We start from the raw sequence: 23872 nt of genomic DNA, 5'->3' as shown, positions 1-23872 counted from the left end.
TCCGGGCCAGCATATGCCTGACGACTGAGCTTTCAACTTCCTGTCATTGTGGCTCTCTCTTACCCTCCCCTGGAGGGTAAGATGAAACATCACCCCCGCGCCATCGCCCTTTTCGCCACGGCCAGCCCCATCAGCACGAACGCCGAGGTCACCTCGGGACCGCCGACCAGAATCCGCGTCGGTGTCTTCATCTTGTTCCATTCATAGGCGCGGAACGGGCCGCGGCGGCCGCCTTCGCCCAGGCTTGCGATGATGACGTTCAAAGCCGGCGCAAAGGCGCGCGGGTCGGCGCCGAGATGGCCGAGCGCGATCAGCGCGAGCGCGGCGTCGAACACGTTCATCTCGGCCGCCATCAGCTCGCCCTTGACGTAGGACAGCACGCGGTGGCGGATGAAATCGAAATCGCCTTCGGGATCGATCGCGGCCTGCGCCGCCAGCGGCAATGCCAGGAAGGCGGCATAGCAGCGGCCGAAATAGGCGCTGTAGAGCTCCGGCAGGTAATAGATGTGCGAGCGCGGATTGGCGAAGGCGCCGCTGGCCGCCAGCCGCTTCTGGAAGCCGATGATGCGATGCACCGTGGCGAGCCGCGCCGGCGTCTCCAGAATCTTCCAGCGCGCCAGGTTGCGAAAGCTGACCTCGAGAATGTCGAGATTGAGCGTCGGATCGAGATCGTTGCCGTAAGGGCGCTCGCCGGCGAGATTGTCGATCCAGGTCGCAACCCCACCCTCATAGTCGATATTGTCGTTGATCGGCACGGTCACGCGCGGCGCGTTGACGCCGGCGCGCACCTGGTAGCCGGCGTAGAAATCCAGCAATGGCTGGTCGATGATGGGATCGGTGCAGCCGGCCTGCGTTGCCGCGGAGATCGAGCACGCCGTGGTGTCGCAATCCGGCACGTAGATGCCGAAGCCGAGATCCTGCTTGATCTGCGCGAAGAAGCGGGAGAAGCGCGGATGCGGCGCCGGCGCGAGCGCGGTGACGACGTTGAAGCGCGCGCCGTCGATGCCCTCGACCTCCTCGCGGCTGATGTTGACGCAGAAATCGACCATGTCGGCGATCGCGCGCTCCGCCGCGACCTTGTCGGTGACCGAGGCGAGCCCGGTCTCGACGTAGCTCAGCAGCGCCTCGACGAAGAACGCATCGTAATAGGCCGAGCGATGGCGGATCTGCACCGGCTCCCACATCGGCTCGGCAATGCCCTTCCAGGGCGGATTGACCACGGCGCGCGCGGGCGAGCGCGCGATGAAGACGCGGGCGAGGTTGAACAGCAGCGAGGAGTTCTTGTAGCCGCGCGCGTTCAGCCCCGTGAGCGCCATGATCAGCTCGCGTCCGCGGAAGTCGGGATCGCCGATCAGGTTGAAGGCGGCATAGGTCGGCAGGAAGCCGTTTCGGCGGTACGAGCCGAGCAGATGCTGCGCGCAGTCGCGGATCGCGCCGTCGATCTGCGCGCTCTGCGGCATGGCGGCGGTGAACGGCGCCGGCGGCGGCTTGGGATGGTCGAGCGCGATGCTGTCGACGAGATCGGCGATCGGCCGCCCGACCGCCGCCCAGTCGGGCTCGACCTCGTCGCGGGCGTGGACGAGTGCCTCGCGCAGCCGGGTCAGCCTGGCCTCGTCGCGCAGCTCGGGCAGGCCGGCGCGGCGGAGCAGCATCCGCAGCGCGGGATTGCCGAGCGCGGTCTTGTAGAATTTGGCCAGATGCAGATCGCCGCTGGCCGCCTCAGACAATACGGGATCGCAGACGTCGTAAAGCGAGGGGCCGTCCTTCCGCGCCGTCAGCGCCCGGCAGGCGGCGCCGGCAAAATAATGAAAGCTCATGAAGTACCTGGTCGCGGGGGGCTTGTCCGGGGCCGGCGAGCGCGCAGCCGTCCGCACACCACCCCCTGCAAGTCTTTGAAAAGGCTACCCGGATTCGCAGGAAAAACAAATGTGATAGACGTCACAGAAAAAGTCGGCACGAGGCCTGCATGATCGGCCTCCGGAATGCTACGGGGGAGTCGAAAATGGAGCAATCTGGCTCGGAGAATTAACCAACGTATTCAGATACTTATATCAAATTTCGAGCAATCTATTGCCCGAGCGCCTATATGCGGTTAAGGGATTGTTTGGTGCGGCGCCGCAAATTGCGCGCAATTCGGGGGCACTCCCCCGGCCAATCCCTCAAACCTAAAGACGCTATCGCGCTACTCAAACAGTGCGCGCGCGCGTGGCTGGTCTTTGGCACAGGAAACGAACCGAGATGAATGTAAAGCAGCTCGACCTTTCCAGACGCACGATCGCCCTCGCCGCAGCCCTCATCGGCACGGTGTCGCTGGTGATCGGCGCCCATGCTGCTCTCAACATGCGCGCGATCGACGCCGCCAAGGCCGTCTCGACCGACCAGATCACCGGTTCGATCGGCCAGACCTCGCGCCTGGCGCTGGTCATCGGCAACGGACACTATCCCGACGCCAGCGCGCCGCTGACGCAGTCGATCAACGACGCCCGTGCGCTGTCCTCGTCGCTGCGCAAGAACGGCTTTGACGTCGACATGGTGGAAGACGCGACCAAGGACGACATGGTCCGCGCCGTCAACCGCCTGAAGTCCCGGATCAAGCACGACAGCGTCGTCATGCTATTCTTCGGCGGCTTCGGCGTGCAGGCCGGCCGCGAGAGCTACATGCTGCCGGTCGATGCCGTGATCTGGAAGGAAAGCGACGTCCGCCGCCATGGCGTCTCCATCGAAGGCGTGCTCGAGATGATGAAGGAGCAGGGCGCCAAGGCCAAGCTCGTCGTGGTCGATGCCTCCCGCCGTAACCCTTACGAGCGCCGCTTCCGCTCCTACAGCCACGGCCTCGCGCCGATCAGTGCGTCGGACAATGCGCTGATCCTCACCTCAGCCTCGCCCGGCAAGGTCGTCGACGACGGCAAGGGCGAGCACAGCGTGCTGGTCAGCGAGTTCCTCAACAACCTCAGCAAGCAGGGCAGCGCCGAGAGCGTCTTCAACAAGACCCGCCTCGCCATCTCCCGCGCCAGCGAAGGCGACCAGGTCCCGACCGTTTCCTCCTCGCTGCTCGAAGACATCCAGTTCGGCGAAGCCGGCGGCTAGTTTTCCTCAGGTCTTACGAAGTCTCGTGCCCCGGACGCGGCGCATCATGCAATGATGCGCCGCTGAGCCGGGGCCCAGTTCTTCGGGCTGTCGCATTGCGACGAGATGGGTCCCGGCTCTGCGCAGCAGCGTTGCACGCGGCAGCGCGTCCGGGACACGCGCAACGTTACTTCGCCGCTTCCGCGGCCATCACCGGGCGCACCGGATCGCCTTCGCGCAGCAGTGCGCCGGCGCGGGCGACGACGACATCGCCTTCGTTGAGGCCGTCGCGGACCTCGATGTTGCCGCCCGACATCAAGCCGACCTCGACACGCTTGGTCTCGACGCGGTTGCGGCGGATCACCTGCACCACGGTGCCCGCGGATGAATACTGCACGGCGGTCAGCGGCACCGCGACGTTGCAGCTCTGTCCGGTCTTGATCAGCGCGCGCCCGCTCGCGTTCAGGAGCAGACGCTTCTGCGAAGAGATGCCGATATAGACCATCCCCTGCTGGATGTTCGGCTCGACGGTCGCGCCGATGCGGCGCACCTTGCCGCCGATGTCGTCGGCGCCTGCGATCCACACCGTCGCCGGCTGATTGACCGCGAGCTTGCGCACATCGGTGGTGGCCACGAGGCCGACGAGATCGTATTCGCTGCGCGCCACGATCGTGAACAGCGCCTCGCCCTTGGCCGAGGCGAAGTTTCCGATCTGCGCAGTCGAGGTCGCGATCACGCCCGCCACCGGTGCGGTGACCTGAAGCGTGCCGCCTTCGGGTAGCGCCAGCCGTGCCAGCACCTGGCCGGCGGTGGTGGTATCGCCCGCTTCCGCCAGCACGTCCGTGACCTTCAGGCCGGGACGCTCGGGCCGCACCGAGGTTTGCTCCCGCGCGACGATCGTGCCGGTCGCCTCGACGATGTCGGAGAAGCAGGATTTCGCGACCTTCAGCACCGTGACCGCCGGCCCCTTGGGCGCGTCGTCATCGGCGGCTCCGGCCGGACAGGGGTTGAAGACGAGCAGGCCGGCGACGGCTGCGGGACACAGGTTTCGACCAACGGCACGGGGCAAATGACGCATCGGAAATTCCACAGGGGCTATGTCTCCAATCGATAGCAGATGGCCGCCGCCCGCGCACTATGGCCGCGTCGTCCCAAAACAGGATGCCGCGCCGCAGGCAGTCGCGGCAAGTCTTTGATTAGTCGCGGGATTGGAGAACAGGTTCGCGCCTCTGGCGCCCGGTCGCCGCGACCGTCCGGGCTCCCGGGTGCGGCCGATCACGGTCTTCTCAACTGTCGCAGCCACCTGTATGAAATTGGGATCAGGAACGATGCGGCGTCGCTGCCGTACAACTCGTGGTCGAGACGGGATGCAGCAGTTCGTATGCGAGCAGAATATCGTCCATTTCGAGCGGCTGCTCAATGAGACGAGCGACCCGACGGTCCAGAGTACGGTGCGCGCGCTGCTGGCATCGGCGAAGCGCCAGTTGGCGTTGCTGAACTCGGCTGCGTCAGGTGCCGATACGACGCCGCTCGAACAGCGCCGGCGGCAGCACATCGACGCCGCAACGATCCGGCGGCAATTCCAGCCTGAGTTCGATAGCTCGCCGCATCCCTATATGCTGCTGGACCCCGGGCCGGGCCTGTCGATCGTCGACATCAACGACGCCTATGCGGCGGCGACCTTCATCAGCCGGGCCGACGTCGTCGGCCGGTCCCTGTTCGAGATATTTCCCGACAATCCCGACGATCCGCTCGCCGATGGCGTCAGCAATCTCTACGGCAGCTTGCGGATCGTCGGCGAGACGGGGCGGGCTCATGCCATGGCGATCCAGCGCTACGACATCCGGGATCCCGGCGGCTCCTTCGTGGAGCGTCATTGGCAGCCGATCAACTCGCCGATCCATGACACGGCGGGCCATCTGGTCTTCCTGCTGCACCACGTCGAAGACGTCACGGCGCAGGGTACGGCACCGCGTTAACCGTCAGCCGCGTCGATCACCCAGCAGCTTGCCGGTGGCCCGCTCGATCAGATGCAGCCGCGTGCAGGCCGGGCATGACACGGACACGTGTGTGCGATCGGAGGGCTCATCGGTAAGCCGATGCTGCACGTTCAAGCCAGTCTGAGGGCATTTGAAGACAATCTGTCGATCCATGGCCGGAGATATGCCGCCAAGCCGGACCTTGCGAAATTACGGATGTTTACGTAGGTCGGCGGGCCCCTCACGGCAGGCTCAGAAACTCGACCCAGTTCGGCTTCTTGCCAGTGGGGTAGGATTTCAGCCTGGCCAGCGCGCCGCTGCTCTGGTCGATGGCATAGACCGTCATGCCGTCCGAGAGCTCGCCGACAGCCGCGAGGTAGCGCCCGGAGGGATCGATGTGGAAGGCGCGCGGCTGCTTCTCCGTCGGGACGCTGCCGACCGTGGTCAGCTTGCCGCTTGATCCATCGACCTTGTAGGCGGTGAGCGCGCTGGTGGTGCGCTCGGAGGCGTAGAGGAAGCGGCCGTCCGGAGTGATGTGGATGTCGGCGGCCCAAGGCTTCTTGTCGGACGATGTGGCATTGAACCCTTCCGGCAGCGTGGTGGTGCGCTGGATCTCGTCCCACGCGCCGCTCCTGGCGTCATAGGTGAATACCGCGACGTCGCCGTTCAGCTCGTGCAGGAGATAGACGAACTTGCCGCCCGGATGAAACACGAAGTGCCGCGGCCCCGATTTTTCCGGCACTTTGTGCGCCGGCGGATCGCCCGGCGTGAGCGTACCGGTCGCGGCGTCGAACGCGAAGCTCAGGACCTGGTCGGAGCCGAGATTGGTCGCGAACACGAAGCGGTTGTCGGGCGAGGGCAGGAAGGCGTGCGCGTTCAGCCCGGTCGGAATCACCTGCTTGGGCTCGCCGACGACGCCGTCGGCAAGAATCGGATTCAGCGCGACCTTGCTGCCGCCATAGGAGGCGCCGAACAGGAATTTGCCGCTGCGGTCGATGGCGACATTGGCCATGCTGTCCGCGAGCGGTCCGTTGCCGAGATGGCTGAGCCGGCCCGTCCTGGGATCGATCGCAAAGCTCACCGCGAGGTATGGCTGCGAGCGGATTCCGGCAATCAGCACGCGGTGGTCGGGCGTGATCGCGAGCGGCGTCGAGGAGCCGGGCTTTTCGACGCCTTTGAAGGGGGCCGTCTGCACGAGCGTCATCTCGCCGCTCTCGGTCATCTCGAACACGCTGATGTCGTTGCTGTCGGCGTTGCCGACATAGGCGAAGGTCTCGGCCATACCGGCACGGGCTCCGGAAACGAGAATGAGGGAAGCGAACAGGGTGGTGGCGATCGCAGCGCGTGATGCTCTGGATGCGGATCCTCGGCGCGGTCTCGGCCTCGGTTTCGACATGGGCTCCTCCTAAAGCCGGATCGCGGCATTGTCGTTTTGCCGGCGAGGATAGCGGCAGGCGCGCCGCCGCACCAAATCCCAATCGGGATCGATCGATGCCGAATTCGTATCGGTGGCGCCGGGTTAGCCAACGCACCGCCGCCGTGCGGCCAGTGCATTGCAAAGCGACGCTCCCATGAGCCCGTTCACAGGTCGAAAAGAGCCGATGCCGCTGCGAACCAATGCCGTGCGAACGCATTGAACCGCCATGCCCCGTGAAAACGATCTCGAAGGTAAGCCCGACATGGGCGGCAAGCATGGCGGTCAAGCCGGCCAGCCCAAGCCTCCACCACGTCCGCGCGAGGGCGAGCGCGACGAGGACGTCGTGGCAAAGCGCCACACCGGCCAAACCGATCGCGCGCCGCCACCGACCAAACCAAAATAGCGCCTCGTCCGCCCGCATGCTGTTGGACGGTCGCCGCGCCAGGGAACGGCGGCATCGCCACGCCGTTAGCCTCGCGCGGCGGGCGAGAGATGGAAACGGAGGCTGGCCTGTGTTTTGGATCTATTGGAACACCGCCTGGTCGCTGATCATCAGCGGCATCATGGTCGCCACCATTGTCAGCCACCCCGACGCCGAATTCGCCGAAGTGCGGGCGGCCCGACGATCGATGTGAGCTTGCCGGGGTCGCGGGTTTGATCCTGTTTCGGCGAGACCCTGAGCGGACGAATGCGGAGAGCAGCCCGCCAGGACTGCCTGCCGCCACCGTGATCCCTTTTGCCGTCAGCCAGCAGCCCGCCGTGGCCTGACCGATGTGCCGGAGGTCTGGGGCCGCGATCCCGTCACGTAGTCGGGAAGCTGAAACTTGCGCCGGTAATCCTTCGGTGACACGCCGGCCTGCTTTCGAAACAACCGACGAAAGGACGCCACGTCCTCGTAGCCGACCTCGCGGCAGATGTCCTCGATGGCCGTTTCCGTCGTCTCAAGCAGTTGCTTGGCTTCCTCGATGCGCAGCGTCTGCACATAAGCGAGCGGCGAATAGCCGGTCGCTGCCCGGAAGCGGCGATCGAATGAGCGCTTCGGCAATCCGGAGTGATGCACCAGCTCCGCAATGAGGTCCTGCCGCTGGTAGTTTTGCGCGATGTAGTCCTGGCACCTTCTGATCACGCCGTCGCCGTGATCCACGTTCTGCACCATCGAGGCGAACGGCAATTGTCCTTCGCGATGCCACTGGTAGAGAAAGAGCTTCGAGATGCGAATTGCCTCTTCCGTACCGCCGTATTTCGCGACGATCAGCAGCGCGAGATCCTGCCAGGATGATGCACCGCCCCCGCAGACGAGATTGTGGCCGGGCCCGTTCTGCACCAGGACGCGCTCCATGCGGAGCTTGACCTTGGGGAAATGCTTTCGAAACACCGGCTCGTAAACCCAGTGCGTGGTAGCCTCGTATCCGTCGAGCAGGCCGGCTTCGGCGAGCACGAGGGATCCACCGCAGGATCCGTACAGCTGTGCGCCCGCTTCGTGCATCCGCCTGATCCATGCGATGAGCCGGCGATCGAGCACGGCGGTGCCCGTCTCTGCCGTAACGATCACGTTCGGTACGAACACGATGTCGGTCGATTCAACGTGATCGACCACGTCCTGCGGCAGGATGCTGACCCCGGTGATCAGCGTGATCGGGCCAGGTTCGGCGCCCACCAGCCGCGGTTCGAACAGGCCTTCCGGCGTGCCACCCTTGACGCCGTCCCACATCCGTCCCGCGCCCCACAGCGTGTCGAATACGCCGTAGATGATCGACGGATCGCATTCGGCGAACACGGGAATACTCACGCGTACACGTCCACGTGACATTCTGCAGCCTCTGGCTCGATTGGCTCGAAACTGACTATTCTGCCTCTCCATCCGCGAGTCCAGACACCCTATGTCGCACCTCGGCGGCGCATCTCCGCGCCCTGAGGAGCCAGACATGAACTTGGATGAGAGGAAGCTCGAGCAGCTGCTTGGATTGGTCGTCAACGAACTCGGTGCTGCGTCGAATGCGGCGCTCGTCGTCCTCGGCGACCGACTGGGACTATTCCGCGCGCTGGCCGAAAGCCCGATGACGTCAGCCCAACTGGCCGACCGAACGGGGACTCACGAACGCTACGTTCGCGAATGGCTGTCCGCACAGGCGGCTTCCGGCTTCGTGAGCTACGACGCGACGAACGACACGTTCAGCATGACACCGGAGCAGAAGGCCGTATTCGCGGATGAAAACAGTCCAGTCGCGATGGTTGGCGGCTTTAGCCTGCTGCCGGCGGTCTATCACGACGAGCCGCGATTGGCCGAGGCGTTCAAGACCGGCAAGGGGCTGCGCTGGAGCGATCATTGCAATTGCATGTCCTGCGGCGTCGACCGCTTCTTCCGGCCCGGTTATCGCGCGCATCTGATCGCCGAATGGCTGCCTGCGCTCGACGGCGTCGTCGAGAAGCTGGAGCGAGGTGCCAAGGTCGCAGACGTCGGTTGCGGCCATGGCTATTCGACCCGGCTCATGGCCGAAGCATTCCCGAATTCGGACTTCATCGGCATCGACTACGACGAGGCCTCGATCGACTGCGCACGGACCGAGAGCTCCGGTGCGCGCAATCTGCGGTACGAGGTCGCAAAGGCCCAGGATTTCGCGGGATCGGGCTTCGATCTCGTGACGATGTTCGATGCGCTGCACGACATGGGCGACCCCGTTGGCGCCGCCCGCCACGTTCGTGCCGCGCTCAAGCAGGACGGCACCCTGATGCTGGTCGAGCCGGCGGCGGGCGACAGCCTGGCCGACAATCTCAATCCGGTCGGGCGGGTCTATTACGCCGGCTCCACCCACATCTGCCTTCCGACGTCGCTGAGCCAGGACGTCGGTCTGGGGCTGGGGGCGCAGGCCGGTGAAAAGCGCATCGCGCAGGTGTTGCGGCAAGGCGGCTTCGCGCAGATAGGCAAGCCTGCCGCATCGCCCTTCAACATGATCCTTGAGGCGCGGCCATGACGGCCGCGCACGTCCTTGCGCGAGGCGCACCAGCGCGATCGCGGTCCAGCCGCACGCTGGGGACGCGAGGCGAGAACGGCCGTGATTGAGATCATCTCCCACCTCCTTCTCGCCCGCGCTTCGCTGGTCGCCGGCCTGTCCCGGCTGTCCTGGAGGCGGCTGGCTGCGCTCGGCCGCCGCGGATGGCGCGCGTTCCGGACGGTCACCGCGGGGGCGTGAATGATGCCGGCGTGCCAAAGCATGATCCGGAAAAGTGCGCAGCGGTTTTCCGAAAGGATCATGCTTAAACAACAACCTAGAGCGCGATGCCGATTCATCCTCATCGCATCGCGCTTTAGGCCGCAACCGCCTGCGCCGCCAGCAGCTGCTTCAGCTTCGCCGCGGGCACGGCCGGGCTGAACAGCCAGCCCTGCATCTGGCTGCATCCGAGCTGACGCAGCACCTCGCGCTGGGCCTCGGTCTCGACGCCTTCGGCCGTTGTCGCCATGCGGCGGGCGGCGGCCATGTGCACCACCGCCTGCACGATCGGCGATGAGTCCTCGGGCTCGCCGATGTCGCTGATAAAGCTGCGGTCGATCTTGATCTTGTCGAACGGGAAGCGGTGCAGATAGCTCAGCGAGGAATAGCCGGTGCCGAAATCGTCGAGCGCGATGCGCACGCCGAGCTCGCGCAGCTGCTGCAGGATCGTCAGTGCCTCCTCGTCGTCGCGGATAAGCACGGTCTCGGTGATCTCGAGCTCGAGCCGTCCCGGTGCGAGCCCCGACTCAGCGAGCGCGGCCGCGACCTTGAGCGCCAGCGTCCGCGAGCGGAACTGGACCGGGGAGACGTTGACCGCGATGTGAATCTGGCCGGGCCATGAGGCGGCTTCGAGGCAGGCCTGCTTCAGCACCCATTCGCCGATCTCGCCGATCAGGCCGGTGTCTTCCGCAACGGGAATGAAGTCCGCGGGCGAGACCAAGCCGCGCTCGGGGTGGCGCCAGCGCAGCAGCGCCTCGCAACCGGTGACCACATTGGCCGCGAGGTCGACCAGCGGCTGATAGTGCACCTCGAATTCGCCACGCACGAGCGCGTGACGCAGATCGAGCTCGAGCTGCCGGCGCTGCCGTGCCTTGGCGTCGTATTCGGGCGCAAAGAGGCGGAAGGTGCGACGCCCTTCCGACTTCGCCGCATACATCGCCAGATCGGCGCGCTTGAGCAGATCGTCGAGATTGTCGCCGTGGTCGGGCGCGATGGCGATGCCGATGCTGGCATCGGTCGGGATGTCCTGGCCCTTGCAGCTCACCGGCGCGCGCAACGCCCCGAGGATCGTTTCCGCCAGCGCCGTCAATTCGGCCGCGTCGTTCGTTCCGGCCTTGACGATGGCGAACTCGTCGCCGCCGAGCCGCGCGACCATGTCGTTGCCGCTCACGCAGGCGCGCAGGCGGCTCGCCACCTGGCGCAGCAATTCGTCGCCGACCTCGTGGCCCAGCGAATCGTTGACGCCCTTGAACTCGTCGACGTCGATGTAGAGGATCGCGAACGGCTTGCCCTGGCCGAGCTCGGCGATGCGGCGCTCCAAATGCCCGCGCAGCAGCACGCGGTTGGGAAGGTCGGTCAGCGCGTCGTAGTGCGCCATATGGGCGATGCGCTCGTCGGCGCGGATGCGCTCGGTGACGTCGTCATGGGTGGCGAGCCAGCCGCCGGCGGCGGCGGGCTGGCTCTTGATCTCGATCAGGCGGCCGTCGGCGGTCTCGACGACGGTGCTCTGGGTCCGGCCGACATTGCTCAGGATGCCGTCGCAATAAGCCTCGACGTCGCCCTCGAACGAGCCGGTGTCGCGGCGGTGCCGGATCACGTCGCGGAAATGGGCGCCGGGCTTCACCACCTCGGCCGACAGCCCGTACATCTCGACGTAGCGCCGGTTGCAGACGATCAGGCGTTCGTCCTGGTCGAACATCAGGAGCCCCTGCGTCATCGTGTTCATCGCGGTGTCGAGCCGTTGCTTCTCGACCGAAAGCCGGTTCGTCATCTGGCGGAAGATCAGATAGAGCGTGAGCACCAGCAGGCCCGTCGACAGCACCGCAATGGTGACGAAGAATTTCGTCTGCGAGCGCCAGGTCGCCAGCGTCGCATCCAGCGACCTGGTTGCCACCACCACCAGCGGCTCGCCCGCGAGCAGGCGCGAGGCGACGATGCGGTCCTTGCCGTCGATCGGGCTTGCGAGCTGGGTGGTGACGAAGGTGCGCTCGAACACCGCCATCTGCTCCGGCGTGCCCTTGCGGAAATTCTGCCCGATCATCGCATCCGCATGCGGAATGCGCGCGAGCAGCTGGCCGTTCTGGTGGTGCATCGCGATCGAGGATTCCTCGCCGAGCCCGGTCGAGGCGAAGAAGGATTCGAGCTGTTCGGGCGCGATCGCACGCGAGACCAGCCCGAGGAATTCGCCGTGCGGGCCGGAGACGCGCCGCGCGAACACGATTGCCGGTCCGCTGCCGAGCCGGCCGGGCACGACTTCTACCTCTTCCTGCGAGGCGGGATCGTTCTTGAGCCGGTTGAAATAGCCGCGGTCGGCGACCGAGATGTCGGCGACCGGCCATTGCCGCGACGAGTTGATCAGCAGGCCCCTGGAATCGAACAGATTGGCGCCAGCAACGTCGGACCAGCCGCTGGCCTTGGCGCGCAGCACCTCGTGCACGGCGAGCGTGCCCATCTCGCTGCGGAAGATTTCAGCGGATTCGATGCCGTGGCTCTCGAGCTCGGCGATGATGCTCTTCTGCAGCACCGCAAAGTCCTCGAACTCGCGGTCGAAATGCCGGGCCAGCATGCGGACGGAGTTTTCCAGGCTGTCGCGGCCGCTCTCGATCGCATTCTGCCGGAAGCGGTCGACGGTGAGCGCGGTGCCGATGGCGGTTGCGGCCATCAGCACGAAGCCGCCGATGATCAGCCACGTCAGCGGCGCCCCGCGCCAACGGCGGAGCAACGCGCGCATTCGCGCGGTCCATCGGATCGATGCGCCCATCCAGCCCTCCCGTGGGATGCAAGATGCAGCAAAACCGACAAGACCCCGTTACCATTAAAGGTTAGGAAAACATAAATCGGAGGCCAGCTGGCGCTCACCGCTTGATCTCCCATCGCAGCGCTTCCGCATTTGCCTTGGCGAATATCGACGGCACATCGAAAGTGCCGGTCTTGAGATCATAGCGGCAGCGCCAGTCGGCGAGGCCCTTCACGGCAACGCTCTTCGGATGCTTGTCCATCTCGCCCGACAGCGAGATCACGAGATAGCGGCTGTTGGGCCAGCGGACGCCGAGCCAGCGATAGCCATCCTCCGCGCCTTTCACGAGATTGGCCGAGATGTGGTAGTCGAGCTTCATCCTCTTCGTGTCGGACCGGCTGTGGAAATAGGCCCAGGCGAGATCGCTGAGCGACTTCCTGGTCGCACTCACGACGGCTCCCTTCCCGACATGGTAGAGATAGAGGTCCTGCTCGCCGGAGCCGGTCTTCTGCACCCGCACCAGCCATCGCGAGTCGTCGGTGAAACGGAAGCCCGCCGGATAGGTCTGCTCCGGCTTCAGCTCGGTCATCTCTTCGCCGTGCCGAGCCCAGGCCTGCCACCTGACGTCGGAATCCTCGCTCTCCTTCACGTACTGCTCGATCCTGGTGGCGCCGTCGGGCGAGGTGAAGGCGAGATCCGTGTTGTCGGAGAGGGTGAAGCCGGGCGGCGGGCCGGAGGCAGCACGTGAGGGTGAAGCGGCCATCGTCAGGACCAGCGCCAGCCATCGGGCGGGACGGCGAAATACGGCCACGGGAAAATTCCTTGAAGAAATGCCGCGCTGCGGCCTCGGACGATTGGACGCCGGCGGGGTGACGCCGGTTCATCCCGGGCGCTGGGACGGAGGCTTATCATCCCATCGACCGTCTTGCTGCCGCAGCCAAATCGGCGCACTTTGCCGGCCTCGGCTGATTTGCCACCCAAGGTCCTTTTCAGATGATTACCGCGTCCAAGGCCCTCATTGCCCTCTGTCTGCTCGCGCTGGCCGGCACCGCACTGGTGATCGGCCCGACCGAGCTGCGCCGCCTGTTGCCGTCCGGGACGGAGACCGCCGTCGCCGCCAAGCCGGGGGCCAAGCCCGAACCCAAAGCTGAGGCCAAGGCCGAGCTCAAGCCGGAACAGCCAAAGCTCGCCGGCGGCTCGCCGCCGGCCCCGGCCTCCGGACCGAAGGCGGGCGCGCTGGCCGAGACGCAGAACCAGGTCACGGCCGCGCTCGCCGATCTCGCGCCGGTCAAGCCGCCGCCGGCGGTTGCGGATAGCGGCCCTCGTTTCGACGTCGCCCGCGTCGACGATCACGGCGAGGCGGCGGTGATCGCGGGCCGCGCCACGCCGGGGGCAAGGGTCGAGCTGCTGCGCGACGGCAGGCCGCTCGATAGCGTCGTCGCGGACGCCTCGGGCCAGTTCGTCATGACCCCGCCGCAGCTTCCCTCCGGTTCCTATGAATTGACGCTCCGGGCCAAGGCACCGGACGGCACGGTGACGGAGTCCGGCCGGACCATGCCGGTGACCATCGCCGCGGCGGCGCCGCGGCCCGCACCGGCCGCGAGGCAAGATGCAGGACAGGAGCCGAAGCAGGCCGAGAAGCCCGACGACAAGCCGGATGTCGTGGCCGCCCTGCCATCGGCCTCGCCGCGCCTGGCTTCAGTGCCTGACAGGCAGGCGGCCCGGCCGAGGCTGATCGGCGCGCCGAAGCCCAAGGTGCTGGCGCGTGCGCCGGCGGCCAACACGGTCGCATCGGCCTCGCCGGCGGACGTGCTCACCACTGCGCCGGCGCAGTCCGGCGGCAGCCGGGTCATTGCCCGTGGCGACAGTCTGTGGGCTCTGAGCCGGCTCGCCTACGGTGACGGCGCCCGTTACGCGGTGATCTTCAAGGCCAACCGCGACAAGATCAACAACCCCAATCTGATCTATCCCGGCCAGACTTTCGTGATGCCGCAAAAGGCGGAGTGAGGGCACGCTCGGTCCTCTTCCCCCGCCCAACCCCTGCCCAATCGGGCGTCTTGAACGTTGGGCCGCAGGCAATCCGCTTCTCGGATACAATTGCCTGTCTACGGGCAGGGTGAGCGGTCGCCCGCGACGCTGTGCCCTGTGTCTCTCCGGAACAATCGGTTCCCTTGCGCGTCATTGTGCTGCGACGCATTGCGCTTGGCGCTGGGAGGAGGCCGAGGTGGTCAGGTCAGCGATCAAGTCGGGACGCATGGGATTGGCACTGGCCGGCGCGACCCTCGTGATTGCGGCAGTGTTGCTGCCCAATAAGGCGGAGGCGCAGTTCGGATTGCGCGGCGGTCCGCTTGGCGTTGCACGCTTCGCGGTCGGCCACATGCTCGGCCTGTCGCGGCTGCGCCACTCCCGCATGGCCGTGCGCGGCAGCAGATACCGCTCCGCTGCGCTGAGGTCGCAAGATCCGCGCGGGGCCGAGCGCGGCCAGCTATCCAATCCTTACGTCCTGCGTGCTGCGCTCACGGCGCAGGCCGCGCTATCGGGCTGGCATGGCGGCCGACGCCCGCAGGGTTGGTGGCGCCATCCCGACGGCAGCTACGGCTGGGTCGGCCCGGTGTTCTGGCCATTCGCGCATGACGATCTCACCACCGCGATCATGTTCGGCGACTCCACCAGCCTCTCGTTCTACGGCTATGGCGACATCTATGCCGCGATCTTCTCGCCCTACGCGGCGACGGAGCTCGCCGCCTACACCGCGCCGCAAAGCCGGCGCGGACGAAGGGTTCCGACGGCGGAGACGCTCTGCGAGGCCAGCGACACCGGCGGCCTCCGGGTCGACCGCATCGCCGCGGCCGTGACACCGAACGAGTTGCAGCGCACCGCGCTTGACGAGCTCGCATCCGCCTGGAGTGCGGCGCGCGACACCATCCGCACCGCCTGCCCGGCGCAGGTCCCCGTGAATGCGTCGGAGCGCCTCGGCCTGATGCGCGAGCGCCTCGAGGCCATGATCAAGGCAACGGAGACGATCGAAGCGCCGCTGGCGAAATTCGTCGGTCTCCTCAATGACGACCAGAAGGCCAGGCTCGATGCCCTTGCCAACGAGCGTCGCGCCGCGCTTGCCGCGGTTCAGCGCAAGGACGCGCAGGCAGTCGCCGCCTGCCACCCCGACTACGATCCCCGCTATGACGAAAAGGCGCAGCGCCAATACGAGCAGCTCGTCCAGCAGCAATGGCCCGCAAACGACATTGCGTCCACGCTTCACCTCGACGAGGTGGCCCGCGCCCGCCTCGAGGTGCTCCAGGACACCACCCTGCGCAGCATGCAGACGCTCAGCGCCTGCCCGACAGAGCCCGCTGCGACACCGCAAACCCGTCTCCCGGCCGTGAAGGCGCGGCTGCAGACGATGCTGCAAGCCGTGGGCGATGTCACCGATGCGCTCGACGATTTCGAGGCGGATTTGAGCGACGAGCAGAAGGCCGGGTTCGAGGCGATCGGGCCGAAGCGGGGGGCGTGAGGGCGACGCGGAGACGCTCGCGCGAGAGCTGCCAAGCATGATCCGGAAAAGTGCGCAGCGGTTTTCCGAAAAGATCATGTTGAAACAACAATCTAAAGCGCGATGACGATTCATCCTCATCGCATCGCGCTTTAGCCGACCTCCCGCCGAACCTTCGCCGCTGCGTCGCACATGGCCTTCAGCTTCCCGAACGCAGTCGCACGCGGCATGTATTTCATGCCGCAATCTGGTGCCGGTACGAGACGATCCGGTGAGACATATTTCAGCCCGTTGCGGATGCGCTCGGCGACGGTATCGACGCTCTCGATCGCGGGATCCGCGAGGTCGAGCACGCCGAGCATGATCTTCTTCGACGACAGGTCCTTGAGCACGCCGAGGTCGAGCTTCGGCTGCGCCGCCTCGATCGAAATCTGGTCGGCGGTGGTGTCGTCGAGCTCGGCCAGGAAGGAATAGCCGGCCGGCTTGTTCGAGCCCGGCACGACCGCAGCATAGCCAAAGCAGAGATGCACCACGGTGGGCACCGTGATCCCTTGCAGCGCGCGATTGATCGCCTTGACGGCATAGCGCTTGGCGAGCTCCGGATTGTTGCGCACCCAGGGCTCGTCGAGCTGGATCACGTCGGCGCCGGCCTTTTGCAGATCGAGCGCCTCGGCATTGACGGCCTCGGCGAGAGCCATCGCGAGCTCTTCCTCGTCCTTGTAGTACTCGTTCTTGGCCTGCTGGCTCATCGTGAACGGGCCGGGAAGGGTGATCTTCGCCGCTCGTTCCGTGTTCTTGCGCAGGAACTGCATGTCATGCAGTTCGACCGGGCCTTTGCGCCTCACAGGACCGACGACGCGCGGCACCGGCGTCTGGGTGTTGCCGGTGCGCGCCACGATCATCGCGGGATTGTCCCCGTCGATGCCGTCGAGCGCGGTGGCGAAGCGATTGGAGTAACTCTCTCGGCGGATTTCGCCGTCGGTCACGATGTCGATGCCGGCGCGCTCCATGTCGCGGATCGCGACGATGGTGGCATCGTCCTGGGCTTCTTCCAGGTGTTCCGGCGGCAACCGCCACATGTCGTGCAGGCGTGTGCGCGGCACCACCTTCGACAGCATGGCGCGATTCACCAGCCATTCCGGCTGCGGATAGCTGCCGACCACGGTGGTCGGCAGGATGTGCGTCGGCATGGGCATGGGGTTCTCCTTCTTCTTGTTGTCGAGGCTTGTCGTTGTTGAGCGCGGCTGTTCAGGCCGCGCGCGTTGCCGCGGCCGATCCCTCGTCCTTGACGGGATTGCGCAGGATGCCGATGCCGGAGATCTCGATTTCGACGACGTCACCGCCCTTCATCCACAACGGTGGCGTGCGATAGGCGCCGACGCCGCCGGTCGTGCCGGTGACGATCACGTCGCCGGGCACCAGCTCGGTGAAGGTCGAGCAATAGGCGATCAGGGCCGGCACGTCGAAGACGAGATCGGAGATCGGAGCCTTCTGCACTTCGACGCCGTTGAGCCGGGTGATCAGCGTCTGCTTTGCGATATCGGTCAACTCGTCGGTCGTGACCATCCAGGGCCCGAAGCCGCCGGTGCCGGCAAAATTCTTGCCCGGCGCGAATTGCGAGGTGTGCCGCTGCCAGTCGCGGATGCTGCCGTCATTGTAGCAGGCATAGCCGGCGACATGGCTGAGCGCAGCCTCACGCGAGATGCGGCGGCCGGCCTTGCCGATGATGACGGCCATTTCGCCCTCATAGTCGAAACGTTCGGATTCCAGCGGCCGGATCATCGACTGGCCATGGCCGACCTGGCTGTTGGCGAAGCGGGTGAAGATCATCGGATGCGCCGGCGTCGGATGGCCGCTCTCGGCCAGATGCGTGGCGTAGTTGACGCCGATGCAGAAGATCTTGTCGGGATCGGGAATGGTCGGCAGCAGCACGACATCCTGCAACGCGTAGTCGGGCTTCTCGCCGGCGAGTTGCTTCAACTCGTCGAGCTCCCCCTTCGCGAGCAGCGCCTTCAAGGTCGGATAGGACTTCATCCGCTTGCCGGCATCGATGACGCCTTTGTCGGTGACGATGCCATAGCTGGCAGTGCCGGCGATCGTGAAGCTTGCGACTTTCATTGGTCAAACACTCTCTTCGATGGAGGAAACATAGTCGTTGATCGGAAGCGCGATCTCGCCGCTGCGGATCGGAACGCATTGCGGCGGGAAATCTTGGCGGAGGCGCGCGCCGGCGACCTCGGCGCGGTCGAGGAATTGCTCCAGGTGGTCCATGGCGCTGGTCGGCAGATCGTGCAGCACCATCAGCGTCCAGGGTTGCCGGCTGCACTGGTCGAGGGCGCGCTCGGTCCAGCCCTCGGGGTCGTCCCAGTCGCGCGGAATGGAATTCCAGAGCACGCAGCTGTGTTTTTTGCGCGCGAGATGGTCGACGACGGACGGCTTGAGCAGCCGCTTGTCCAGATTGCCGCCGCCACCGAACGGCCGGAACCAGCGCTGCGGATGTGCGAGATCGCCAATCGCGACTTGCGTGCGTCCGATCTCGCTCTCTGCGGTATCGCGCCCCGATTGCTCGCCGAGCGGAATGCTATGCGTAAAGGTGTGATTGCCGATCCAGTGCCCTTCGCGGTGTGCACGCTCCGCAAGGCGGCGCCGCTCGGGATCGGCGAGCTTCTCGCCGATGACGAAGAAGGTGGTCTTGATCCCGCGTTCGCCGAGAATGTCGAGCACGCGTGGCGTCACGTCAGGGTCGGGACCGTTGTCGAACGTCAGGGTCAAGTCGTACACGCGAGTACCTCAGGTCGCCGGCTGCATCGCGCCAGAGGCGATGTCGTCGTTGGCCTGACCGGCGCGGGTGCCGGTCTGCCAGATCGCCGCCTTGCGCTCGATCCACCGGATCACGGCGTTGAAGCCGATCGCAAGAAACAGCACGAGGAGCACGCCTGCGAACACGTGCGGGCTGTCGAGGATTGTCCGGTAGCGCGAGATCAGGTAGCCGATGCCCGCCGAGGAGATCAGCATCTCCGAGACGACGACGCCGACGATGACCAGCGCACCGCCGACGCGCAGACCCGACAGCACCGTCGGGATTGCCGCCGGGATGATGACGCGGACCAGCCGCTGGCTCAGGGTCGCGCCCATGCTGCGGGCTGCGAGCAGGAGTTGCGGATCGATGGTCTGGATGCCGGCGGCAGTGGCGAGCATCGTCGGCAGGAAGCCGTAGATCGAGGCGAATGCGATCTTGGATTCGGAGCCGATGCCGAGCCACACGGTGAAGACGGGATAGAGGATCACGAGCGGCACCGCATAGAGGCTCGACACCATCGGCATGATCAGCACGCGCGGACGCGGCAGGCTGCCGACGATGGCGCCGAGCAGGATGCCGCCGCCGCAGGCGAACGCCATGGAGACCACGACCTCGTAGAGGGTGACAGCGAGCGCATGACCGTATTCGCCGGCGTCGGTCCATCCCGCCATCAACGTGGACGACAGCGACGGCAGGAATAGTTCCGGGATCAGCCCGGCGCGCGGCAACAGCTCCCACAGCGCGATCAGGCCGATCACGATCAGATGTCGCAGCGTCTTCGCGCTTATCCTGGCACTCATCTCCGCCTCACGCCGATTTGCGGATGTGCCGCCAGATGCGGTCCCGCAAGCTCCCGAAGGCATCGCCGCTCAGCATCTCGTAGGTGCGCGGCCGCGGCAGCTGGACCTGGAGATGGTCCACGATGCGGCCGGGCCGTGCCGACATGACGATCACCTCGTCGGCGAGATAGACGGCTTCGGTCAGGCTGTGCGTGACGAACACGACCGTCTTGCCGGTCGCGGCCCAGATGCGCAAGAGCTCGTCGCCCATGGTCATGCGCGTCTGTTCGTCGAGCGCTGCGAACGGCTCGTCCATCAGCAGCACCGGCGGGTCCTGCACCAGCCCGCGCGCGATCGAGACGCGCTGCTTCATGCCGCCAGACAGCTCGTGCGGATGACGTTTGCCGAAGCCGTCGAGCCCGACCAGCTTCAGCGCATCCTGCGCCTTGGCTCGCCGTTCAGCCTTGGGGACACCCCGCAACGCCAGCGGAAACTCGACATTGTCCTCCGCCGTCAGCCACGGAAACAGGCTCGCCTCCTGGAACACCACGCCGACCCTGTCGGGGTCAGGCTGCAGGATCGGCGCACCGCTGATCGTGATGGTGCCGGCGGTCTGCTGGCGCAGCCCCGCCATCATCATCAAAAGAGTCGACTTGCCGCAGCCGCTCGGACCGACCAGTACGACGAAGCGGCCGGGCTTGACCTCGAGCGAGACGTCCTCCAGCGCGACGACGTCCTGCGACCGGGTCTTGAACACCTGGCCGACATTCTTCACCTCGATCGCGCCGGCGCGCGCGGCGGGCTTGAGCGGGGTCACGTTCGCCAATGGCTGCATCGCGTTTCCACCCATCTGACAAGTTCGTTGAAGGTCATGGCGATCGCGGCGACCATCACGACGCCGGCGAGGAGCTGCTTCATCTGGAAATTCTCGCCCCAGGTCGCGATCTGGTGTCCGATGCCGTCGCGCGAGGCGTACATCTCGGCGAGGATCACGCCGGTGAGGTTGAAGATCATGGAGATCCTGAGCGCTTCCAGCAGCACCGGCAGCATGCTCGGCAGGTAGACGCGGAACGCCGTCTGCATCGGCGTGGCGCCGTAGGAGCGCGCCACCGTCAGATGCTCGACCTTGACCGACTCCACCGCCGTGGTGGTCGACATGATCACGATGAAGATCGTGGAGAAGAAGCCGAAGCCGACCTTCTGGGCAAAGCCGACGCCGAACACGAGGATGAACATCGGCAGGAAGATCGATTTCGGGATGCTGAAGGCGAAGAACAGCAGCGGCTTGGCGACATCGGCGAAGTAGCGGTTCTCCGCCACCAGAAAGCCGATCACCGCGCCGAACGGCACGGCCAGCGCGAACGCGGCCAGCACCTCGGTCGCGGTCACCATCAGGTCCTTCTGCACGGCCGCGCGCTGCAGGAGATCGCCGAGCGTCACGAACGTGTCGGACGCCGACGGCAGCAGGCGCGGATTGACGATGCCGGTGCGCGACAGCACCTCCCACAGCGCCAGGATCGCGACGATGATCGCGATCCGCGCGAGGTTGATGGCAAGCGTGCTCTGCATCGCCGACTACTTGGTCGGGACGGGCTTGAACTTGGTCGAGATCACGTCCTCGACCGGCACGATGTCCTTGAGCCCGCCGAGCTTGGCGAGGTCGAGCGAGAGCTGCACCGCCGCGCTCACATTGGCCGCGCCCATGTCGCCGCTGGTCTCGAGCTTCATGATCGTGTTGTCGTATTCGAGAGCGGCGATCTCCGGCGGCATTTCGTAGAGTTCGGCGATCAGCTTGACGGTGACGTCGCGATTGGCGCGCATGAACGCGACCGCGCCGTAGAGGGCGTTCACCGCCTTCTGCACCAGCTGAGGCTTGGCCTCGGCGAACTTGTCGAGCACGATCCAGCCCGCGGTGAGGTTGGGCGGAACCGCGGTCGCGTAATCCAGGATGGTCCTGGCTTCGCCTGATTTCGAGATCTGGAAGCTCAGCGGCGAATAGACCACGGCGGCCTCGACATTGCCGGCCAAAAGGTTCGGCACCAGGCCGCCGCCGCCGACGGGGACGCGCGTGAAGTCGATCTTCTTGTCCTGGATGGTCCACAGCGCAAGCAGGTCCGAGCCCGAGCCGGCCGCGGTGATCGCCACCTTCTTGCCGTTGAGGTCCTTGACGTCGAGCGTCGATTTGGTCGGCACCATCAGCTGCCAGCCGAAATTGCCCATCGCGGCATTGGCGACGATACGCGACATCACGCCCTTCTTGCGGCCGGCGGAGACCAGCGATGGCGGATCGAGGATGATGTCGGCCGCGCCTGCGGCCATGCCTTCGAACGTCTCCGCGCCGCTGCGATAGATGGTCAGCTCGGCCTTGATGCCTTCCTTCTCGAACAGCTTTTGCCGCACGGCGGTCTCGGCGATCGTCGTCGGCCAGTATGTTTTCGTGGGCAGGCCGACGCGAATGGTGTCGGCGGCGCTCGCGGGGCCGGCGAAAATTGCGGCGGCAACGAGCGACATGAACGCGTGACGGCGATTGATCTTCATTGTTTCCTCCCGGTCTCTCTTTTTTTGTGTCGAATTTCTAGGGATCGTCAGGTCGTGCGGCTCACCTCCGCAATGCGCGAGGCGGCGAGCTCGACGAATTCCTTGGTGATGCCGAAATGCTTTGACAAGGCGCGAACTGCCGCATCCGCATCGCGCTTCAGCACGGCAGCGACGATCGCCTCGTGCTCGGCCTCGACGTCGCGCGGCTTGCCGCCGAGCTCGCGTCGGATCGACAGACGCCGATATCTCTCGCTCTGCTCGTGCAGCACGTCGCGGAAGCCGAGCAGCCATGGCGAGCCGCAGGCGTTGACCAGCGCGCGATGGAAAATGCGGTGACGGATCACCCATTCCTCGTAATGCACGGTCGGATCATCGGGGTAGTGATAGGGGACGGCTTTCAGATCCGCCCAGGTCGACTTCACCGACGCGAGCCAAGCGTCATCGCCCCGCTCGATCGAACGACGCAGCGCGAGACCCTCGATGTCGATCCGGGTCTGTGTCACATCGGCGAGATCGGCGAGCGACACCGGGCTCACGCGGAAGCCGCGCTGGTCCGAGGCCTGCACGAGGCCGTCGGCGACGAGGCGGGACAGAGCCTCGCGGACGGCGGCAAGGCTCACCGAAAACTGCTTGGCGAGGCCGGCGATATGCAGCTTCTGACCTGGCAGCAGCCGCGTCGCCAGGATATCGGCGCGCAACCGCTCATGCAGCGCCGACGTCAGGCTGCGCGGACCATCGCCGGGGTTTCCGGACATATCGAACTGAAGCGGACCCATCGCGGGATGATTGCAAGGTGGCACCTTGCGGTCAACAGAAAATCGAAAATCGATTTTTCTGCGCTTCCCGGTTGAGCAAGAGGAGCCGCGGCACGCTCGGCGTGATCACCCGCACGCCCAGTCGAACTTCATATCCCTGAAGTCGAGCTGCGCGTTGCCGCCGCCGAAATTGCAGCCGCCGAGATATTCCTCGAACTCGACGTAGAACGGGCTCATCTCCGGCACGGCCTGGCAGGGCCGCATGGTGCCGCCGAGATGATTGTGGGCGTGGTCCCTGGTCCAGTCATGCAGGCGGAAATTGTCGCGGCCCGGCCTGCCGCCGACATAATAGTAGTAAGGCTGATAACCGGTCGGCGGATTTTCGCGAACGTGCTCGTCCTGCGGTCCCTTGCCGGCATTGGGGTCGTTCGCGCGCGGCGTCAGCGCGATCGCGCGATTCTCGCTGAGATCCGCGCGCGGCGGAGCGGCGAACATCTTCCTCGCGTAAGGCGGCGCAGCCTCGAAGAAGGCGCTCGCGCCGCCGACGTCGAGCCAGCGCGGCCGTTCGGCCGTCGCCAGCGCCAGCGGTGCCGGCGGCGTCGCGAACGCACCCTCGTATTCGGCCCGCGTCAGCAGCAGCGCGGCATATTCGTAGTCGAGGATGTCGGTCATGCGCGACAGGCGTGGATGGGATGTGCGCGCCATCACCGCTTCGCGGACTTCGGGATCATCGGGCGCGCCGCCGTCATTGTGATCGGGTGCCGTGGCAAAGAACGACACCGCGATGATGTCCTCGCCATGCACGCGATAATCCTCCGGCAGCAGCAGCGTGAAACCGTGCATCAGCGGATAGCCCGTGACGGGATCGAGCGGCCATTCTTCGCTCGTAATTCCCGGCGGCACCCCATAGACCCAGCCATGATCGCGCGCACGGTCGGCGGGACGGTCCAGCATCTGCAGATCATAAGCGCGCGAAGGCAGGGCAAATGCCACGGGTCGTCTCCTATCGAAGCCGCCTCGCCGTTGAGGCGAGGGTTGGTCGCGGGCAGGCGGGATGTGGTTCGGGGGGAGTTTTGCTGGGTCTCTTCCCCCAGGGCGGATC

23 protein-coding genes are annotated in these 23872 nt (G+C 65.7%); 8 read left to right on the top strand and 15 right to left on the bottom strand.

The genetic code is table 11. The features are described 5' to 3' along the window. Positions 1-89: 89 nt before the first annotated feature. Positions 90-1817 carry a hypothetical protein gene (locus ABIA42_RS31920; RefSeq protein ID WP_370117678.1) on the bottom strand — a complete coding sequence of 576 codons (1728 nt, stop codon included), beginning with the start codon at positions 1815-1817 and terminating at the stop codon, positions 90-92. A 421-nt stretch (positions 1818-2238) separates the two neighbouring features. On the opposite strand from ABIA42_RS31920, the gene ABIA42_RS31915 reads away from it, so the two are divergent. Further along, positions 2239-3087, top strand: a complete 849-nt coding sequence (locus ABIA42_RS31915) for a caspase domain-containing protein (protein ID WP_370117681.1) — start codon at positions 2239-2241, stop codon at positions 3085-3087. Between the two features lie 166 nt (positions 3088-3253). Here the strand turns inward: ABIA42_RS31915 and ABIA42_RS31910 are convergent, their stop codons facing one another. Next, on the bottom strand, positions 3254-4144 hold the full coding sequence (locus ABIA42_RS31910; protein ID WP_271527652.1) for an efflux RND transporter periplasmic adaptor subunit: 891 nt from the start codon (positions 4142-4144) through the stop codon (positions 3254-3256). A 289-nt stretch (positions 4145-4433) separates the two neighbouring features. Here ABIA42_RS31910 and ABIA42_RS31905 point away from each other — a divergent pair, with 289 nt between their 5' ends. Further along, positions 4434-5045 (top strand): PAS domain-containing protein, encoded by a 612-nt coding sequence (locus ABIA42_RS31905; RefSeq protein ID WP_370117684.1) that lies wholly within the window; start codon positions 4434-4436, stop codon positions 5043-5045. Between the two features lie 241 nt (positions 5046-5286). On the opposite strand, the gene ABIA42_RS31900 is transcribed toward ABIA42_RS31905, so the two are convergent. Beyond that, the gene (locus tag ABIA42_RS31900; protein ID WP_370117687.1) at positions 5287-6441 is read right to left on the bottom strand and encodes a lactonase family protein; all 1155 of its coding nucleotides are present in this window, start codon (positions 6439-6441) and stop codon (positions 5287-5289) included. Positions 6442-6688: 247 nt separating this feature from the next. On the opposite strand from ABIA42_RS31900, the gene ABIA42_RS31895 reads away from it, so the two are divergent. Both ABIA42_RS31895 and ABIA42_RS31890 read left to right on the top strand, forming a co-directional pair. After that, on the top strand, positions 6689-6865 hold the full coding sequence (locus ABIA42_RS31895) for a hypothetical protein (protein WP_155252009.1): 177 nt from the start codon (positions 6689-6691) through the stop codon (positions 6863-6865). Between the two features lie 109 nt (positions 6866-6974). Continuing rightward, positions 6975-7097: a hypothetical protein gene (locus ABIA42_RS31890; RefSeq protein ID WP_256439331.1), complete on the top strand. Its 123-nt coding sequence runs from the start codon at positions 6975-6977 to the stop codon at positions 7095-7097. Positions 7098-7204: 107 nt separating this feature from the next. Here the strand turns inward: ABIA42_RS31890 and ABIA42_RS31885 are convergent, their stop codons facing one another. Further along, a complete protein-coding gene (locus ABIA42_RS31885) occupies positions 7205-8251 on the bottom strand; it encodes a GlxA family transcriptional regulator (protein ID WP_271527656.1) in 1047 nt (348 codons plus the stop codon). Positions 8252-8387: 136 nt separating this feature from the next. Between ABIA42_RS31885 and ABIA42_RS31880 the strand changes: the two genes are divergently transcribed. Together ABIA42_RS31880 and ABIA42_RS31875 are read left to right on the top strand one after the other, a co-directional pair. Beyond that, entirely contained in the window at positions 8388-9434 is a 1047-nt protein-coding gene (locus ABIA42_RS31880; protein ID WP_271527657.1) for a trans-aconitate 2-methyltransferase, read from the top strand. Positions 9435-9515: 81 nt separating this feature from the next. Next, entirely contained in the window at positions 9516-9653 is a 138-nt protein-coding gene (locus ABIA42_RS31875; protein ID WP_370117691.1) for a hypothetical protein, read from the top strand. A gap of 115 nt (positions 9654-9768) precedes the next feature. On the opposite strand, the gene ABIA42_RS31870 is transcribed toward ABIA42_RS31875, so the two are convergent. Together ABIA42_RS31870 and ABIA42_RS31865 are read right to left on the bottom strand one after the other, a co-directional pair. Next, positions 9769-12432, bottom strand: coding sequence for an EAL domain-containing protein (locus tag ABIA42_RS31870; RefSeq protein ID WP_370117694.1), 2664 nt, complete (start codon positions 12430-12432; stop codon positions 9769-9771). A gap of 94 nt (positions 12433-12526) precedes the next feature. Then, positions 12527-13219 carry a hypothetical protein gene (locus ABIA42_RS31865; protein WP_271527659.1) on the bottom strand — a complete coding sequence of 231 codons (693 nt, stop codon included), beginning with the start codon at positions 13217-13219 and terminating at the stop codon, positions 12527-12529. A gap of 182 nt (positions 13220-13401) precedes the next feature. Here ABIA42_RS31865 and ABIA42_RS31860 point away from each other — a divergent pair, with 182 nt between their 5' ends. Beyond that, positions 13402-14415, top strand: a complete 1014-nt coding sequence (locus ABIA42_RS31860; RefSeq protein WP_370117697.1) for a LysM peptidoglycan-binding domain-containing protein — start codon at positions 13402-13404, stop codon at positions 14413-14415. 247 nt (positions 14416-14662) lie between these two features. Continuing rightward, entirely contained in the window at positions 14663-15919 is a 1257-nt protein-coding gene (locus ABIA42_RS31855; RefSeq protein ID WP_370123828.1) for a Spy/CpxP family protein refolding chaperone, read from the top strand. A gap of 131 nt (positions 15920-16050) precedes the next feature. Here ABIA42_RS31855 and ABIA42_RS31850 read toward each other — a convergent pair whose 3' ends face one another. From ABIA42_RS31850 to ABIA42_RS31810, 9 genes are all read right to left on the bottom strand, one after another. Beyond that, complete coding sequence (locus ABIA42_RS31850) at positions 16051-17094, bottom strand: uroporphyrinogen decarboxylase family protein (protein WP_271527661.1); 1044 nt, start codon at positions 17092-17094, stop codon at positions 16051-16053. A gap of 52 nt (positions 17095-17146) precedes the next feature. Continuing rightward, entirely contained in the window at positions 17147-18016 is an 870-nt protein-coding gene (locus ABIA42_RS31845) for a fumarylacetoacetate hydrolase family protein (protein ID WP_370117700.1), read from the bottom strand. Positions 18017-18019: 3 nt separating this feature from the next. Next, on the bottom strand, positions 18020-18679 hold the full coding sequence (locus ABIA42_RS31840; protein ID WP_271527663.1) for a polysaccharide deacetylase family protein: 660 nt from the start codon (positions 18677-18679) through the stop codon (positions 18020-18022). A gap of 9 nt (positions 18680-18688) precedes the next feature. Next, on the bottom strand, positions 18689-19498 hold the full coding sequence (locus ABIA42_RS31835) for an ABC transporter permease (RefSeq protein ID WP_370117703.1): 810 nt from the start codon (positions 19496-19498) through the stop codon (positions 18689-18691). 7 nt (positions 19499-19505) lie between these two features. Beyond that, positions 19506-20312 (bottom strand): ABC transporter ATP-binding protein, encoded by an 807-nt coding sequence (locus ABIA42_RS31830; RefSeq protein ID WP_370117706.1) that lies wholly within the window; start codon positions 20310-20312, stop codon positions 19506-19508. Then, on the bottom strand, positions 20291-21046 hold the full coding sequence (locus ABIA42_RS31825; RefSeq protein ID WP_028178795.1) for an ABC transporter permease: 756 nt from the start codon (positions 21044-21046) through the stop codon (positions 20291-20293). Before ABIA42_RS31825 ends, ABIA42_RS31830 begins: the two co-directional genes overlap by 22 nt. 6 nt (positions 21047-21052) lie before the next feature. Further along, positions 21053-22015, bottom strand: a complete 963-nt coding sequence (locus ABIA42_RS31820; RefSeq protein ID WP_370117709.1) for an ABC transporter substrate-binding protein — start codon at positions 22013-22015, stop codon at positions 21053-21055. Positions 22016-22062: 47 nt separating this feature from the next. After that, the gene (locus ABIA42_RS31815) at positions 22063-22770 is read right to left on the bottom strand and encodes a GntR family transcriptional regulator (protein WP_370117712.1); all 708 of its coding nucleotides are present in this window, start codon (positions 22768-22770) and stop codon (positions 22063-22065) included. 126 nt (positions 22771-22896) lie between these two features. Beyond that, a complete protein-coding gene (locus ABIA42_RS31810; protein ID WP_370117714.1) occupies positions 22897-23763 on the bottom strand; it encodes a hypothetical protein in 867 nt (288 codons plus the stop codon). Between the last annotated feature and the right edge of the window lie 109 nt (positions 23764-23872).

This window comes from Bradyrhizobium sp. USDA 327 (assembly GCF_041262065.1).
Taxonomy (GTDB): domain Bacteria; phylum Pseudomonadota; class Alphaproteobacteria; order Rhizobiales; family Xanthobacteraceae; genus Bradyrhizobium; species Bradyrhizobium liaoningense.
Note: the sequence above shows the minus strand (reverse complement) of the source record. Positions and strands in the feature narration are given on the sequence as shown.